This is a genomic window from Agrobacterium vitis (genome assembly GCF_013337045.2).
Classification (GTDB): domain Bacteria; phylum Pseudomonadota; class Alphaproteobacteria; order Rhizobiales; family Rhizobiaceae; genus Allorhizobium; species Allorhizobium vitis_B.
Genome location: NZ_CP118259.1, coordinates 2,371,260 through 2,388,203, shown reverse-complemented (window position 1 = coordinate 2,388,203; position 16,944 = coordinate 2,371,260). Strand labels below are relative to the sequence as shown.

The following is a 16,944-nucleotide window of genomic DNA, read 5'->3' as shown; positions in this document are numbered from 1 at the left end:
AGCTTCTTCTAAGAAATCACATAACATATTGTTATTGCTTATGTATCACCAAGGCTAGCTCTTGGAGATCATGAAGCTGGCTCCGCGTGCGGTCGGCAAAATACTGGCGTCTCTGTCCTTACGGCCCCGAATGACTTTTTTTGGGTTGAAAAAAACAATCAAAAATTACAGTTACAATTTAGGGTAGTTTTAAAATTTACTGACTGCTAATTCTCGCGCGCAGTCCTTAAACCTCCCAGGATTAACGAGGCGAGTTATGAATGAAATTGTAAAACTTATTAGCAAGCATAATGATGTGAGAACGGGTGCTATTAACCTGATCGTCAGTGAAAACCGTATGTCTCCGGCCGCTTTGGCCGCGCTGAGTTCCGACCTTGCGTCCCGCTATGCGGCGCCATTTTATGCCGGTACCGATATTTCCCAGGAAATCGTCGCGATTACCGAGCAGAAGGCCAAAAAGCTTTTCAACGCAGACTATGTGAATATTTCCCCGATTTCCGGTAGTGCGAGCCTGATGGCGGTTGTGTTCGCGCTGACCTCGCCGGGCGATAAGGTCGGACGTGTGCCTCCCTTCTTTCCAGGTGGTGGCTATCCCTTCAATTACGAAGTGTTTGACCGCGTTTCCTTGCCGCTTCCGTTCGATGATGAAGAGTGGCAGCTTGATCTGGAAGCTACTCTTGAGCTGCTGGAACGGGAAAAGCCGAAACTGGTCATTCTTGGCGCGTCGATCTTTACCGTCCCCATGCCGGTGCGCGAAGTGGCGGATCTGGTGCATAGCTATGGCGGCATCGTCGCCTATGATGGCTCGCACAGCCTTGGTCTGATTGTTGGCAAGCAGTATCAGGACCCGCTCAACGAGGGCGCGGATATTCTGTTCGGTTCGACCCACAAGACATTCCCCGGTCCGCAGGGCGGCATTATCGTCACCAACAGCAAAGAATTGAACGATCGCATCGACATCGTCTCCAATTTCACGCCATTGAACGGGCCGACGATGATTTGCAATCCACATCTGGCGCGCATTGCCTCGCTGGGCATCGTCATCGATGAAGTGCCGTGGGAGCGTTATGCCGAGCAGGTGGTGAAGAATTCGCGCGCTTTCGCCAACACGCTGCAAGCCAAGGGCTATGAGATGCGGGGCCAGTCCACCAAGAGGTTCTCGGAATTATCCTATTGCCACCAGGTTCTGCCCAAGCTCGACCGGCAGATGGGTCAGGGATATCGCGATAAGCTGAAGCAGCATAACATTCATGTGGATGGCTTTATGCGGGTCGGCACGGCGGAAATCACCCGTCTTGGCTATGTTGAGGCTGACTGCATCCGCATTTCTGAAATCATGGCGGAGATTGTCTCCAGCAATCAGGATGTCATTCCCTCGCTTCGCCGTGAAGTCGTCGAGATGAATACCAACCACCAGCACATTGTCATGTGAGTTCGATTTTCCCTTCCTGTTAAACGGAGGGGAAGCCAGTTTTCCCAAAAAGACAAGCAAAACCAAGAGAATTAACAGGCCTGCCCGGTGCAATCCGGACCGGACAGGCTCTCTTTGAACCTCATATTCCTTCCGAACCCAATATTTTCTAGGGGGTCTTTATCGTGTCTTCGAAAAACATTTCGGCACCAGCCGAGAAAATCGTCAATCCCGAAAGCGTCGGCCAGACTGTCTATGATACGATCATCATCGGCTCCGGCTTCGGCGGCAGCGTCGCCGCCCTCAGGCTGTGCGAAGCCTTCCAGAAGGTTGATCGTCCCAAGGGTGCCGGCAAGCCCGTGCTGCTTTTGGAGCGCGGCAAGGACTGGTGGGGCAATCTGACAGGCCAGCCCACCACCGCGCCGCCGTTTAGCAACTATCGCCAGCCGGATGGCCGCGCTGGCTGGATGATGAATCTTGAGCCGTTCGGCACGCCGCAATCCCCACCGGCTACCTATGGCCAGCCTGAGAATTTGGGTGATGCAACCGGCAACTTCAATACGATGACCACTTATGCGCAACGTCCAATTCCGGTCTATCCCGGCCTGGTGGAAACGATCGTTGCCTATCCGCCACCGCCGAAGGTGCCGGTGCCGGACGCTCCCGCCCCGACACCAACCATGACCACCATCGTCGGCGCGGCGCTCGGCGGCACCTCGCATGTCTACAATACCTTCTTCCAGAAGCCGTCTCAGCTGGCTTTCACCCTGGCCTTCCGCGATCCTGAGGAGTTGGATTCCTACGAGAGTGTACTGCTGTCCTATGGCGAACTGGCGCAGCATTACGACACCGTCGAGAAAATGATGGAGCCTAAAACCATCGATGACAAGGACAACATGGTGACGGAGACGGTGCCCGTTAGAGAGAAACCGGTCTTTACCTATGCGCTCAAGAGAAGCCCGCCCTATCTTTCCACTCGCAGCTTCAGGAAGCAGGTCAAGAAAATCGAAGATGCTGTCAGGTTCGGTGAAGTCGAAACGCCGATTAAGTCGGTTCAACTGGAATATACAAAGCTGGCGCTCGACTGGAGCGTGGTGTGCAAGGAAGTGGAAGTCAAAATGCTGCCCTCCGCCATCATCGGCGAAATGTGGTATGGGATGAACAGCTATTCGATCTCGAAGACGCCGTCGGAAGGCCAGGAATTGCTCGGCGTCAAGAAGGCGCTGGACCAGAACTACCTGAAAAAGGCCAACGACACCGGCCTGCTTGACATTCGTTGCCTGAGCAAGGTCACCAATGTCTATCAGGACCCGAGTTCCTTCGGTAGCAGCCCTATCTATGTCGTCACGGTCGAGCGGATCGCGCCGACCGACGTCGCCAATACGGCGCCATTGGTCTACCGGGCGAAGAACGTGATCTTCTCGGCTGGCTCCATGCATACGGCATCGATGCTGCTGGAATATTCCAACAATCCCAATCCGGAGGCACCTGACACCAAAGGCCTGCCAGCGTTGAGCAAATATGTTGGCAAGTTCTGGGGCCAGAATGGCGATGTCACCGGCACCCAGGACTTGAGCATCAAGACGCGGCCTTCGGATGGCGGTCCCGGCTCGACCGATGCCTCCTTCTATTTCGTTAATGACGACACCTTGAATGGCATCACCCTTCCGGATGACGAGTTGGAGGCGGCCTTCAATCAGTCGATCGACTACATGAAGGCCAACAAATCGGCGTCTTTTATTCGCCTCATGCTCTATCCGGCCTGGTTTGACGAAGCCGACAATCTGCAGAACACCTATAATATGTCGGTCTGCTACCAGCCGGCGCCGGGCGAATTCCTCGTAGATCCGGCTTCGGAGAAGTCTTCGGGCCGCAAAGTCTACAGCCTGCATTATCCCAATACTCCGGTAGAGCAGCCTAAGCTTAAAAAGCTTGGCGACGTCAATGTCGGTGTGCTGGATTCGGTCAATGCGCTCACCACGGTGCTGACCACATGGGGAGAAGTCAATGCCAGCAAGGAGGGCGAGAGCCTGATTCGGCGCAATGGACCGCTGACCTATCGCGGCCCGCTGCCAGCGCTGCAATCAACCCGGTTGCATCACGCACGAAGCTTGGAAAGCTGGACCGCCAACAGCGTACAGGAGGAGTTCGTAGTGGCTTATGGCATCACGGCCCATCCGCTCGGCGGCTGCGTGCTGGGCAAGGCCTGCAACGAATTCGGCCAGGTCTTGGCAGCTGAGGACGGGACGGAGGTACCAGACGTTAAGAAGGAGGTACCAGACGTCAAGAAGGCGGTACCAGGCCTCTATGTGGTTGATGGTTCTCTGATTCCCGGCTCCACCGGTGCCGCTACCCCGGCCTGGACCATTGCCGCTGTGGCCGAATATTGCATGACGAAAATCACCGAGAATATCGTCGGCACCACGCAGCAGTGAGCTACTCCGTCACCATTGAAAGCTGACGGGCAAGCAATCATGATAACATAACAAAGGGCCGTGTGTTTGATGAAACACACGGCCCTTTTGCCATTTTCAGCCGTTTTTCATCTCTTCTGGCCAAAGAAAAGGCCGGAAAAACCGGCCTTTCGCAAATTCATAGCTGACGCTTAACGCTCGCGGCGCTGGCCGCCTGCACCGGCGCGGGCCGGGCCGTCCTGACGCGGACGGTCGGGGCGGCGGGCCGGGCGGCCATTGGCAGGCTTGTTGCGGTTGGCCGGACGGGCCGAACGCTGTTCGCCACCATCGCCTTCTTCGCGCGGGCCACGGCCTTGCGGACGACCATCCTTGCGGGCGGGGTTACCATGGTTGCGGTTGCCTGCACCGGCGCCTGCACCACCGCCACCAGCGCGGCGGGTCGGACGGGCAGGGCGGCCACGGTCAGCCGGGGCTTCACCGCTGGCAACGGAAATTTCAATACCCATCAGCCGCTCGATGTCGCGCAGCAGGCGGGCTTCGTCTGGACCGCAGAAGGCGATGGCAATGCCGTCGCGGCCAGCGCGGGCAGTACGGCCGATGCGGTGGACATAGGCGTCCGGCACTTCCGGCAGGTCATAGTTGAACACATGGCTGACAGCCGGGATGTCGATACCGCGGGCGGCAACGTCGGTGGCGATCAGCGTGCGGATAGACCCATCGCGGAAACCCTTCAAGGCGCGCTCGCGCTGGCCCTGGCTCTTGTTGCCGTGAATGGATGCAACCGAGAAGCCGGTGATTTCCAGATGTTTCATCAGCTTTTCAGCGCCATGCTTGGTGCGCAGGAAAACGATGGAGCGGCCATCGGGATGATCGGCAAGGGTCTTCTTCAGCAGCTCGGTCTTGTGGTTCTGGCCGTTGACGAAGTGAACATACTGTTCGACCTTGTCGGCTGCCTTGCCCGGAGGCGACACTTCGACGGTGACCGGATTGTTGAGGAAGCTACCAGCCAGATCGGCAATTGCCTTCGGCATGGTGGCCGAAAACAGCAGGGTCTGGCGCTTGGCCGGAACCATCTTGGCAATCTTGCGCAGGTCGTGGATAAAGCCCAGGTCGAGCATCTGGTCGGCTTCGTCCAGCACCAGATGGGTGACGGCGCGCAGCGAAATTGCATTCCGGGAAATCAGGTCCAGCAACCGGCCCGGCGTGGCGACCAGAATGTCGGTGCCGCGTTCCAGTTGAAGCTGCTGCTTGTTGATCGATGCGCCACCAACCACCTGGTTGATCTTGATCGGGGTCTTGCGAATGAAGGACCGCAGATTGTCGCCGATCTGGTTGACGAGTTCGCGGGTCGGGGCAAGAATCAGCGTGCGGGTGGTGCGATTGTCGGGACGGCGTTCGTCCTTCATCAGCAACTCGATGATTGGCAGACCAAAGGCAGCGGTCTTGCCGGTGCCGGTCTGGGCAAGGCCAATCAGGTCGCGACCGGCCATCACCACCGGAATGCCCTGCGCCTGGATAGGGGTAGGGGTCTCGAAGCCAAGCTGGGTCAGCGTGGCGACAACAGTCGGCGAGAGGCCAAGTTCGTTAAAACTGGTCAATTCATAAACCTTTCGGGGCGCCAAGACACTGAGCCACGATCGCCTCATTGCGATTATAGCGGTCTTTGGCGTCAAGAACCCCGCGTGAATTGGGAACTTGTAAGTTGGAAACGACTTTCGGTGCGTTTGACCGCTGATGCGGTCATATATGAAGCACCCATACCTTTTTTGCATGACAGTGCCAAAATAGGCAAAGCCGGAATGCAGTGGCGCGCTCACGCGGCGGCCGGAAGGCTGAAAGCTTGCGCCGCTTTTGCGCGTTTTGCGGCCAAATGTCAAGCGCCCGCCCGTCATGGACAGGGCGGGCGCTTGAATATTTATACGAACCACCGCGTTTGGGTGATTGGCGGCTGATCACTTACCGAGGGCAGACCTGAACGCGGTAGCTGTCACCCCATTCATCATAGCGCCGCTCGAAGTGGCAGGGAGCCGCATAGACCGGACGATAATAGGTCCGATAAACCGGTGGGGGCGGTGGTGGTGGGTCGTAAGACCGGTAATAACGCGGTCCCCCATCCATTCCGTTGACGATGGCGCTGCCGACGATGCCACCAACGGCACCGGCTGCGACGCCACCCCAGAAGGGGTCGTGTGCCTCGGCGGCAGGGGCCGTTGCTATCAGCGAGGCGCCTATCAGAGTGGCAACAAGGCCCGCAGACATACTCATGCGAAATACGGACATGGCTTGATCCTTTCAGAACTTTTTCTCCGAAGAGAATGCTATGAAGATGATCCTGAAAACGGGCAGATTGATGATGGAATTGTGGAGCCAAGATTAAATTATCGTCATTTAAAACGATAAGTGCCACAAGGGTAAATGGCATAAATAATTGAAATTAAAAATAATTTTCTCAAGCTTCCGGTTTGCGCGCCGCCTCTCTGCCACAAAGAGAGGGCGCTCGGATCTGTCTTGTGCGGGTTGCTCCGCCTGCTGGCAAAAAGCTTTGTGAAACAGGAGATTGACAGGATATTTTTCGGTTAGGCGCTTTGTTTTGTGTTTTGCCTGGTGATAGGGTTATTTCAACAACGGACAAGGGCACGGAGAGGTTCATCCGTCATGCATACGGCTCGGGCAATAAAGGGGATTCCATTGCCGATAGAAGGCGGATTGCTCACCATAGCGTGCGAGAAAATCGCCAGGCTTGATGTGCCCGCTTTCATCAAGGATAGCGAGCTTCGGTTCGTTGCCGTCAATCCTGCCTTTGCCGCATTTTTCGGAGTGGATCTCGAAGACCTTCTCGGACAGCGGGCAGGGGAGCTGACGGACCGCCCTGAAGATCTGGCCTGGGAAGATGTCGAGCGCCGGGCGCTGGTGTTTGCGGAAGAACATCTGGCCCTGTGTTTCGATCACAGCGGTCGCCAGCATTGCCGGGTGCAGATCGAGCGCTTCATCACCGAAGATGAAATGCCCTATGTGTTCGGGGTGTTTCGTGAGCGGCCCGGCCGGGTCAAGAGCCGGGGCTGGAAGAAAGAGCCGCAGCCATCCGGCCCCCAGATGCCTTCTGCCATGGCTGAAATCTCCAGGGATGTCGCTTCTCAAGGTAGGAGCGCTGGCATTGATAATGGGGCGCCTAGTGCCTGCCTGCCAGCCGATTATGCCATGCTTCTCGATCTCATTCCGCTTGGCGTGCTGCTTCTCGATTCGCAGCTCGCTATTGTCTATTTCAACACCAGTTTTTCCAGGATGTTCGGTGAGACAACAATCGAGCTGAAGATCGGTATGAATTTTCAGGCGGTTCTCGAGGGTATCGGACGTGCGGGCGGCGATGGGAGTGGTGAGGATATATCCGGGCGATTCCTTGCCGCGTCGATTGACGAACCTGAGCCATGCCAGATCGCCATGCCAAACGGAAGGGTGATTTCGGCCCGGGGCAACCGGCTGGAAAACGGCCAGTTTCTGCTGCTTTATACCGATGTCACGGAGGCGCAGACCTATGAGCGCGAAAGCACTCTTTACCGTGCAGCGTTGGAAAATGTGCCGGAGCCGGTTTTTCTGCGCGATGGCGACCGGCGGCTGGTGTTTGCCAATGCCGCTTATGAACAAATGCTGGGGGGCGACCGGACCCGTTTTTATGGCTTGCGCGAAGACGAGATGTTTCCTGCCGAAGGCGATGCACTGCGCCACGAGAATATCGAAATCCTGGAAACCGGATGCGCGACGGAGCGCGAACAGCTGATCATCATGCCCAACGGCGACACCGTGCCCTTGCTGACCAGCCTGAAGCGGATCGAGGCGAACGATGGCGCGCCTTATATCGTCGGGACCTTGGCGGATGTTTCGCTGCTGAAAATTGGCGAACGACAATTGCGCGAAGCCAAGGCCCATGCCGAAAAGCTCTATGACGATATCGAGGCGATCCTGCGCACCATGCCTGTCGGGGTAATCATCCTCGATGCGGATCAGACCTTGAGTTTTTCCAACCTCATGGCTCGTAATATGGTGAACTGGCCTGAGGACAGGGCCATGACCGGCACAAGTTTCGCGGATTATCTGCGCCACGCCCATGCCAATGGCTGGCCACTCAAGACCGGCGATGACGCCAGCCCCACCCCTGATAGCCCCGCCCCTGATAGTATCGACCATGATAGTCCCGCCTCTGATAGCATTGACCCGGAAAGCCGGATCGCCGCCTATAGTCTTGAACTGCGGACATTGACGGCGGCGCGGCAAACCGAGGTGACGCTTTCGGATCGCCGGCATATCGTGGTGACGGCATCGCCGCTGGACGATGGCCAGATCATGCTGACTTTCTCTGACTATACCGAGCAGCGGTTGCGCGAGCGCGAGATAGACGAGGCCCGTGCCCGGCTGCAGGATGTCGGCAAGCTGCTGGAAGAGGCGACCCAACACATGGCCCAGGGGCTGTGTGTCATCCAGACGGACCGTATCCTTTACCGCAACGATAAATTGGCGGAAATATTGAACGTTTCGCCGCATCTGGTGCGCAGGGGGGCGGATTGGCGCCAGCTTTTCGATTACTGCGCCGAACGGGGCGATTTCGGCGACAACCCAAAAGGGTTTCTCGACCGGATGCGATCAAGGATGTCCGTTGACACTTCCGCCAGTGTCGTGGTGCAACGGCGCGATGGTGCCTGGCGCAGTATCGAGGCGATTGTCAGCGCCGAGGACCGCTGGCTGTTCGTGATCAGCGATGCCAGCGAGGCCAAGCAGCGTGAGGCGGAACTGACCACGCTTGCGGCCCAGGCCGAGGCGGCGGATAAGGCCAAATCGCGGTTTTTGGCCAATATGAGCCATGAAATCCGCACGCCGATGAGCGGCGTGCTGGGCATGACGGAATTGCTGCTGTCGTCCAATCTCGATGCGCGGCAAAAGACCTTTGTCGATGTGATCGTCAAATCCGGGCGCTCATTGCTGACCATTATCAATGACATCATCGATTTCTCGAAGATCGATGACGGGAGCCTGTCCTTGCGGTCGGCCCCTTTCGATCCACTGGCGGCGGTGGAGGATGTGGTGACCTTGATGGCCGGGCGTGCCGCGGAAAAGGATGTGGACATCCTGGTACGAGGTCAGGGCAGGCTGACCCACATGCTGGCGGGCGATGCGGGTCGGTTTCGCCAGATTCTCACCAATCTGTTGGGGGAAGCAATCCGGGCCACCGACAGGGGCCATGTGCTTGTCGATCTCGGTTTGCGCCAGGAAGAGCCGGATGTGGACGTCACGGTTCAGAGCCCCAGAGACCCCAGTCGTGGAGACCCCATTACGGAGGCGAGTACCGGCGGACGTGCATGGCTGGTTCTGCGGATCGAGGATACCGGCCATGGCATGACGCCGGAGCAATGCCAGCTGGCCTTTACCAAGTTTTCCCAGATGAATGACGGGGCTTTGCATCATCGGGATGGAGCGGGGCTCGGGTTTTCGATTGCCGGTGGGCTTGTCGATCTGTTCGGCGGGACGATCGGGGTGGAAAGCGCACTCGGTAGAGGTGCCACCGTGACTGTCAACCTGCCCTTTGCAATGGCGGCTGAAAAACTGCCGAGTCTCGCCGGTTTTCATCTGCGCGGTGCCCGGGTCCTGGGTTTCGAAAGCAATGATATCAGCTGCGGCATTCTTAATGACCAGCTTTGCCGTTGGGGCTTCGATGGCGTCGCGGTTAACGATCCGGCGCTGGCGCTGGCCGTGCTGGAACAGGCCGAGAGCCAGAAAAGCCCGATTGAGGTTGTGGTGGTCGATTGCTGCCGGCGCAGCGGCGGCGGGTTGGATCTGGTGCGCAAGATCCGCAGTGACCGACGGTTCGATCCGCTGTCGATCATCCTGCTGGCGGCGGATGCCCCCTTCAATCTCGACAGAATGGCCGATGGGCTGAATATTCAAGCGCAGCTTACCAAGCCGGTGGGTGAAAACCTGCTGCGCAATGTTGTCATCGACGTGTTGCGCGGCACGCGGCGCGGCGCTGTCTCAGGGTTCAGGGCGGAACCGGAGGCTGAGACGCTCCTGATCTCGGATGAAGAGCAATCGGACTTGACGCCGTCAGGTGTGATGCAGCAAGAGCAGATCGATTTGCTGGTGCTGGATGCTGGTGAAGCGGAGCGTCATTTTTTCCATCAAGCCTTGCAGGCACTGGGGGTTGGTCATGCCTGCGTGGAAGGGGAAAGCGAGGCGCTTAGCCTCTGGCGCCAATGGCAGCCGGTCATGATGCTGATCGATCTCGTTGATGATCGGGCGCGGGTGCTTGATATGGTCAGGCAGATCCGTGCCGAGGAAAGCCAGCAGCCACAGACCGCGCCGACCGTGCTGATCGGTCTTGCGGGAGATCTTTCCACCTATGACAAGGCGGCCTGCCATAAAGCAGGTCTTGATGATCTCGTGCTCAAGCCTGTCAGTCCCGACCGTCTCCAGGACTGCATTGCCTATTGGTTAGGGGGTGCCGCAGCGGTGACGCAGCCACAGGCCCTGGCAGAGGACCTCGGTGCGAGGCAGACGGCATTGTGACCGTGGGACCGATCCGGTCGATGACAGCGTATCTGAAATCATGACGGCTCGGTCTTCGACCCGCATAGCATTTCCCGTTTGCCGGCAAAGCCCGGGCGTCGCTCCACGGTAAAGCCCGCCGCGATCAGGTTGCGGCGTACGAAACCGGCAGCGGCATAGGTGGCGAAGCGGCCACCGGATGATGTCAGCTGATAGAGCCGGGTCATCAGATCCAGCGACCACATGGCGCTGTTGCGGGACGGAGCAAAGCCATCGAGATACCAGGCGTCGAAGGGGGCGCTCCAGGCTTGCAGCGAGGCCAGCGCGTCGCCGCAAACCACGATCAACCGGGTCTGGGCGTCGAGGTCGAGCTGGACCTGACCTTGGGGCTCATCCGGCCACAGCGCCAGCAAGCGTTGCCGCTCTGCATCGATTTGCGGCCAGCGTGACAGGGCGCGGTCGATATCGGGGCGCGCCATCGGATAAAGCTCAAAGGATATGAAGGTCAGATGTCCGCTCGGCATGCGCGTCACCTGCCACTGGCGCCAGGTTTCCATGGCGTTCAGCCCGGTGCCGAAACCCAGCTCGCCAATGCGGAAAGAAGATGAGCCGATCCAGCGCTGCGGTAAGCCATTGCCTTCGAGGAAAACATGGCCGCATTCCAGGCGGCCATCGGTCTGGCAGTAAAAATGGTCGCCAAAGGCGGTGGAATAGGGCATATCGCCGTCCTGCCAGCTGAGAGGCTGGGTGTGTGCCGTTTCGGCGTCAGGCATCAGATCGGGATTGGAAGTGGAGTGGGTCATGAAGACAGGCGATAGGACGGCTTCAGTCTCCGGTCAACACTTGTCCTTAAAAGGCGCGACCCATAGCCTCGCGGCAGATCTGCTTGTGGTCGGCGGCGGGATCATGGGCCTGTGGGCGGCGCGTTTTGCAGTTCTGGCCGGGCTGGATGTGGTTCTGGTCGATGGCGGTCGGGTGGCGGGTGGTGCCAGTGGCGGGCTGCTGGGCGCGTTGATGCCCTATATGCCGGACAAATGGGATCGCAAGAAGCAGTTCCAGCTCGATGCGCTGCTGGCCCTGGAAACGGAAGCGGCACAGCTTGAGGCAGAGACCGGGATTGGTGTGGGCTATCGCCGGTCCGGGCGGCTCATGCCCTTGCCCAAGCCGCATCTGCGGGTGATTGCCAAGCGGCATGAAAAAGACGCCGAAACCGCCTGGAAAACCGCAGAGCGGCAATTTGCCTGGAAGGTTATCGACAACTCCCCGGCTGGTGATGGCTGGCCGGATAGTGCTGTCACGCAAGCCGGTCTGGTGCATGACACGCTGGCGGCGCGGGTGTCGCCGCGCGGTTTGACGGCGGCGCTGAAGGCGGCCCTTGTCGCATCGCCGCGCTGCCGGATCATCGAGGGCTCGGCCGTCAAGGCGATCGATCCGGTACGGCAATGGGCGGAATTGGCGGATGCAAGCCGGATTGCCTTCGGCCATGTGATCGTTTCAGCCGGTGTGGGGAGTTTTCCACTGCTGGATGGTTTCAGCCCGACCGGTGTGCTGCCGCTCGGCATGGCGGTCAAGGGGCAGGCGGCATTGCTAAAGGCCGATGTCGATCCTGCGCTGCCGCTGGTCTATCTGGACGGCATTTATGCCGTGCCACATGAGGGTGGGCATGTGGCGATTGGCAGCACCAGCGAAAACCGCTGGGATGCGCCCTTGACCACTGATGACCTGCTGGAAACCCTGATTGCCAAGGCTCGTCGGCTGGTGCCGATGCTGGGCGACGCCCCGGTGGTGGAGCGCTGGGCCGGGCTGCGGCCCAAGTCGATAGACCGCGATCCCATGGTTGGACCGCATCCCGATCATCCCAGGCTGATTGCGCTGACCGGCGGCTTCAAGATCAGCTTCGGGCTGGCGCATAGCCTGGCGCAGCAGGCGTTACGGCCGATTTTCGGTGCGGAGCTTGATATGCCGGATGGTTTTACGCTTGCCCATCATCTGCAGATCGCCTCCCGTGTCCCTGATAAAACCGTGGAACCGCCGTTGGAAAACCCGGTCGGTTGATAAACCGGCCTTAATATTCTCTTTAAAAATATTTCAAGCGTCGAGCCTTGCGTCGTGCGAGGTCGCTTCTCATCACCCTCCTGTGATCTCGCGTAAAAAGTGAACCTGATGCTCGGTCACTTTCGTCATAGTGTCATGCAAATCCCCTATCTGACTGCTCATGCGAGCTATCGGTCATGGTCGATTCGATTGTTTTGCATGACAGCGCCATGCGTTTGGCAGAATGCAGGCACGGCGTTGTATCGATTTGAATGTGTTGCATAAATCCACAAATCCATTGGGGCCAAGGGTGTGTGCGACAGGATCAGTTTGGTCCAGCATGCCGTAATGCAGAACTGAAGAAGATTTGCAGCGCTCCTGGCGCGTCTTTGCGGACGTCCGTCGCTGCCGGAGGCCACCCGCATGCGATATTCGATTTGCTATACACCCTCTGCGCGCGATCCGCTGTCGCTTGCAGCCGCCAGCTGGCTGGGACGCAATGTCTATTCCGATGAACCGGTCGAACATCCGGGGCTGGCAGGGCTTGGCCTGCACGAGATTGCCTTCCATACGGCCTTGCCGCGTCGAAATGGGTTCCATGGCTGCCTGAAAGCGCCATTTGCGCTGCATCCAGAGGTCAGTGAAGCCCAGTTGCTGCGTGAGCTGATGCATTTTGCCGGTATCGTCGAACCTTTCGCATTGCCGGGGCTGGAAGTGGCGAAGCTCGGTGATTTTTGCGGCCTGACTTTAACCTATCCGTCCAACCAGCTGGACCGGGTGGCTTCCCTTGTGGTGCAGAATTTCGACCGGTTCCGCGCGCCACTCAGCGATGCCGAAATCGAGCGCATGGCGCCCGAACGGCTCAGCGCGCCGCAATTTGCCAATCTTTATCGCTGGGGCGATCCGCATGTGCTGGACGAATATCGTTTCTACATGCCCCTGACCGGCCCTTTGCCGCTCAGCCACCGCGATCGCATTCATCAGGCGGCGACACAATATTTCGCACCCCTGCTGCAAAATCCTGTCGTGTTTGCCAATCTGGCGCTGTTTATCGAGCGTGAGCCCGGAGCGCCGTTGGTGGTGCATTCGCTGCATCCGATGGGGCGGATCTCGGCACGCAAGATCGCCTGATCTCACGATACTGTATGCCCTCTCGACAAAAAGGGCAGGGTTGCTTACCGTTTCTCGTCACTAGACCAGAAGGTAACAGCTATGCAGAGTGAAACCTATCCCCGCGATCTCATCGGTTATGGTCGCCGTACCCCCGATCCCCACTGGCCGGGAGAGGCGCGTGTCGCGGTGCAGTTTGTCATCAATTATGAGGAGGGTGGTGAGAGTTGCATTCTTGACGGTGACCCGGCCTCCGAAAATCTGCTGTCGGAAATCGTCGGTGCCGCTGCCTGGCCCGGCCAGCGTAACCTGAACATGGAATCCATCTATGAATACGGGTCTCGTGCTGGCTTCTGGCGTCTGCACCGGATGTTCACGGCCCTCAATATACCGGTGACAGTGTATGGCGTTACGCTTGCCATGGCCCGCAATCCCGACGCCGTGGCGGCGATGAAAGAGGCGGGCTGGGAAATCGCCAGCCATGGCTATCGCTGGCTGGAATATAAGGATTTCCCCGAGGAGGTCGAGCGTCAGCATATTCTGGAAGCCGTTCGTCTGCATAGCGAGGTGGCGGGGGAGCGCCCCTATGGCATGTATCAGGGCAAGCCTTCCGACAACACACTGCGGCTGGTGATGGAGGAGGGCGGCTTTCTCTATTCCTCCGACAATTATTCGGACGATCTGCCGTTCTGGGTGCCGGATTTGAACGGTAAACCGTTTCTGATCATTCCCTATACGCTGGAAACCAACGACATGCGGTTTGCCACGCCGCAGGGCTTCAACTCCGGTGACCAGTTTTTCACCTATCTGAAGGATGCCTTCGACACGCTCTATCAGGAAGGACTGGAGGGGGCGCCAAAAATGATGTCCGTCGGCCTGCATTGCCGGCTGGTTGGCCGCCCGGGCCGGGCCGCCGCGCTGAAGCGCTTTCTGGACTACGTGCTGTCCCATGACAAGGTCTGGGCGCCGACCCGCCTTGATATTGCCAAGCACTGGCACGCCCATCACAAACCTGAATGGTAGCAGGGACAATAACAGAAACAGCCATGGAAGATGCTCACGCATCCTCGATGTGAATACCTCAGATGCATCAGAGGCCCGAGATATTGAAAAGTAGTCGCGACGGCTCAGGCCGCCGCGGCTGACAAACTCTCATCTAAAGAGACAACTTTATTGCGACCGGCGTTTTTGGCCGTGTAGAGGCATTTATCGGCTTTCACAAACAGTGCTTCACCTGTTTCATCATGCTCAGGCGATTGCTCGGCAACGCCGATGCTGACGGTCACATGCCCCCAGGGCAGGTTTTTCTGGTGGATTATCCCCAGGGCGGCGATCCGTTGGCGGATCTCCTCGCCCACTTGGTGTGCCTGGCTTGCAGTTTTTCCTGGCAGCAGGATGACGATTTCCTCTCCACCGTAGCGCGCGGCAAGATCTGTTCCCGGGCGAATTGCAGCGGCGATTTCGGTCGAAATTTTCCGCAGGCAATTATCGCCCGGCAGATGACCATAGGTATCGTTGAACAGCTTGAATTTATCGACATCAACGACAAGCAGTGAAAGGGGATTGCCCACTGTCCTTGCCTCTGCGGAAAGGCTTTTCAGCTGCCTGTTGAAGTGACGTTTGTTGGAAAGCTGTGTCAATTCATCCGTGTTGGCAAGCCGATCCAGCTCTTCCTGCAAAAGCCTTTGACTTGTAACGTCCCTGGTCACGGCAACCATGCCGCTGCTGACATCGAAGCTGCGTACCCGCGTTACCACGGTTTCCAGCCAGGCGGTCTCGCCGTTTTTTTTCGTCCGGCGGAAAACAAGTCGTTCGATTGAAGAGCCGGCGGCAATGTTGACCAGAGCCTCAGACCAGTATTGCCGGGCCTCGGCGTCGTGTTCGTCCAACACGCTGCGTCCGACGATCGTGTCGGCCTCCACGCCGAGAACAGATTTGGCGGCTGCCGAAACATATTCGCGGATACCGTTGTCATCCAGCTTTTCGATCAAGTCGGATGAGGCATTGGCAATCAGGCGAAATTCCGCTTCCCGTGCAGCAATAATCATCTCGTCGCGGCGCTTCACGGCCCATTGCCGTCTCAGGCGGATGCCCAAGGCGCAGGCAACCATCAATGCGACGAGGAAACAGATCCATCGGGGTTTGCTGATGTCTATCCAATACCACAGGATCGCTTTTTTGGAGACAGCGACAAGCACGGTGATCTGCGTATTGCTGCTTCTATAATATCCAGATGTTCTCAATATGCCGTCAAAGCGAGATGTATATTGAAAGTTTCCGATGTTGTTTGTCGAAATAGCGTTTCGGTACAAAGCCGAATTGGCGACGCTGGTGCCCATCGCTGTCGCATCCAGTGGCGCACGCACCAGAACCCGGCCGGTGCCATCCATCATCGCGAAGGCACTGTTGTCCAACATGTTGAAGCTGCGGAAAAACCGGATGAAGCTTTCGACATCAATGGTTGCCACCATGACGCCCGCAAATTGTCCCCGATTATCATTCACTCGCTGGGACAGGCTGATGAACCAATCTTTGGTTAACGGGCTTTGATAGGGACCATCGACAAGCGGCTTTCGCTCATCAGAGACTTCATGGATGTTGAAATAAGCCCGTTTTGAAAGATCGAGACCCGATGAAAACGGATCGGAGGTCGACTCAATCAACCGACCGTCTGGGCCGATATAGGCCAAACTACGCAAATAGGGGGACGTCTTGATAAGCTCACGCATCCTGCGAACCAGGTCAAGGCTCTGCAAAACGCTTCTATTGTTGTTTTCTTCCACCTCTAAGACCAGCCCAGCCAAAGGTTGCTTGGCCACCTCAATGACATCGTCTGTATGCTGGGCAATCGCTCTTGCGGTTTGCGCGAGATAAGAATTCATCCGCGACACCTGAGCCGTCCAGTTTGCAACCTCGGACCAGATCGTCAATGCCAAAAATATCACAATTCCCCCCGCGATAACCAGATGTTGGGCGGGATTTTTCGATGCGATATACATGACATTCATGGTGTAGTTTTCTCTTGTCATAGATAAAAACTGTAATAATAGGTAATAATTAAAAAAATATGTCAAAATTTCAGGAATATATGAAATGATCGAAATTTGAGATTTACCCTTGGGAAATGCTCTGAAAAAGAAGATTTAATAGGAGCACAAGCAAATTCTGCCGGGTGTGACGTCCTGCGCTCACCGCACCGTGTGGTTTATAGAACGCAGGAATCATGATGCAATATATTGCATTGACAGCATAATTTTTGCCTTAAATGCCATCATCTTAAAAAATGATGGAATATTCTACGTCTGGCCGCAATCATCGCTTCAAATTTTTGGATTCGTCCCACAATCCTTCTTTATAAACTCAAGATATATTCTGTAAGCGAGTGCCGCTTTCCTTGTGGCTAGTTTTGAATTCATCTTTCATATGGAGAGATTTGATTGCACT

Annotated in this window: 10 protein-coding genes; 6 read left to right on the top strand and 4 right to left on the bottom strand. The window is 57.1% G+C overall.

Annotation, left to right across the window (positions count from 1 at the left end):
- Positions 1-256 precede the first annotated feature (256 nt).
- Both G6L01_RS11525 and G6L01_RS11520 read left to right on the top strand, forming a co-directional pair.
- A complete protein-coding gene (locus tag G6L01_RS11525; protein WP_081344165.1) occupies positions 257-1,432 on the top strand; it encodes an aminotransferase class V-fold PLP-dependent enzyme in 1,176 nt (391 codons plus the stop codon).
- 164 nt (positions 1,433-1,596) lie between these two features.
- Positions 1,597-3,846: a hypothetical protein gene (locus tag G6L01_RS11520; RefSeq protein ID WP_070166514.1), complete on the top strand. Its 2,250-nt coding sequence runs from the start codon at positions 1,597-1,599 to the stop codon at positions 3,844-3,846.
- Between the two features lie 170 nt (positions 3,847-4,016).
- On the opposite strand, the gene G6L01_RS11515 is transcribed toward G6L01_RS11520, so the two are convergent.
- Positions 4,017-5,471, bottom strand: a complete 1,455-nt coding sequence (locus G6L01_RS11515) for a DEAD/DEAH box helicase (RefSeq protein ID WP_015916829.1) — start codon at positions 5,469-5,471, stop codon at positions 4,017-4,019.
- A gap of 310 nt (positions 5,472-5,781) precedes the next feature.
- Positions 5,782-6,105, bottom strand: a complete 324-nt coding sequence (locus G6L01_RS11510; RefSeq protein WP_070166513.1) for a hypothetical protein — start codon at positions 6,103-6,105, stop codon at positions 5,782-5,784.
- Between the two features lie 408 nt (positions 6,106-6,513).
- On the opposite strand from G6L01_RS11510, the gene G6L01_RS11505 reads away from it, so the two are divergent.
- Positions 6,514-10,377 (top strand): PAS-domain containing protein, encoded by a 3,864-nt coding sequence (locus G6L01_RS11505; RefSeq protein WP_174089252.1) that lies wholly within the window; start codon positions 6,514-6,516, stop codon positions 10,375-10,377.
- 38 nt (positions 10,378-10,415) lie between these two features.
- Here G6L01_RS11505 and mnmC2 read toward each other — a convergent pair whose 3' ends face one another.
- Positions 10,416-11,159, bottom strand: a complete 744-nt coding sequence (gene mnmC2 / locus G6L01_RS11500; protein WP_070166511.1) for a tRNA (5-methylaminomethyl-2-thiouridine)(34)-methyltransferase MnmC2 — start codon at positions 11,157-11,159, stop codon at positions 10,416-10,418.
- Here mnmC2 and G6L01_RS11495 point away from each other — a divergent pair.
- The 3 genes from G6L01_RS11495 to puuE all read left to right on the top strand — a co-directional run bounded on the left by G6L01_RS11495 (position 11,158) and on the right by puuE (position 14,523).
- Positions 11,158-12,411 carry an NAD(P)/FAD-dependent oxidoreductase gene (locus tag G6L01_RS11495; protein ID WP_174089251.1) on the top strand — a complete coding sequence of 418 codons (1,254 nt, stop codon included), beginning with the start codon at positions 11,158-11,160 and terminating at the stop codon, positions 12,409-12,411. The two genes, mnmC2 and G6L01_RS11495, sit on opposite strands and share 2 nt — an antisense overlap.
- Before the next feature lie 402 nt (positions 12,412-12,813).
- A complete protein-coding gene (locus tag G6L01_RS11490) occupies positions 12,814-13,521 on the top strand; it encodes a DUF1045 domain-containing protein (protein ID WP_070166510.1) in 708 nt (235 codons plus the stop codon).
- An 81-nt stretch (positions 13,522-13,602) separates the two neighbouring features.
- Positions 13,603-14,523, top strand: a complete 921-nt coding sequence (gene puuE, locus G6L01_RS11485) for an allantoinase PuuE (RefSeq protein ID WP_070166509.1) — start codon at positions 13,603-13,605, stop codon at positions 14,521-14,523.
- Positions 14,524-14,627: 104 nt separating this feature from the next.
- On the opposite strand, the gene G6L01_RS11480 is transcribed toward puuE, so the two are convergent.
- On the bottom strand, positions 14,628-16,382 hold the full coding sequence (locus tag G6L01_RS11480; RefSeq protein ID WP_174089250.1) for a sensor domain-containing diguanylate cyclase: 1,755 nt from the start codon (positions 16,380-16,382) through the stop codon (positions 14,628-14,630).
- Positions 16,383-16,944 lie beyond the last annotated feature (562 nt).

What these genes read in the sequence shown, in the direction of transcription:
- G6L01_RS11515 (WP_015916829.1), bottom strand. Translation starts at nt 5,471, where the DNA reads ATGAGGCGATCGTGGCTCAGTGTCTTGGCGCCCCGAAAGGTTTATGAA.
- G6L01_RS11495 (WP_174089251.1), top strand. Translation starts at nt 11,158, where the DNA reads ATGAAGACAGGCGATAGGACGGCTTCAGTCTCCGGTCAACACTTGTCC.
- puuE (WP_070166509.1), top strand. Translation starts at nt 13,603, where the DNA reads ATGCAGAGTGAAACCTATCCCCGCGATCTCATCGGTTATGGTCGCCGT.
- G6L01_RS11480 (WP_174089250.1), bottom strand. Translation starts at nt 16,382, where the DNA reads ATGAATTCTTATCTCGCGCAAACCGCAAGAGCGATTGCCCAGCATACA.
- G6L01_RS11490 (WP_070166510.1), top strand. Translation starts at nt 12,814, where the DNA reads ATGCGATATTCGATTTGCTATACACCCTCTGCGCGCGATCCGCTGTCG.
- mnmC2 (WP_070166511.1), bottom strand. Translation starts at nt 11,159, where the DNA reads ATGACCCACTCCACTTCCAATCCCGATCTGATGCCTGACGCCGAAACG.
- G6L01_RS11525 (WP_081344165.1), top strand. Translation starts at nt 257, where the DNA reads ATGAATGAAATTGTAAAACTTATTAGCAAGCATAATGATGTGAGAACG.
- G6L01_RS11510 (WP_070166513.1), bottom strand. Translation starts at nt 6,105, where the DNA reads ATGTCCGTATTTCGCATGAGTATGTCTGCGGGCCTTGTTGCCACTCTG.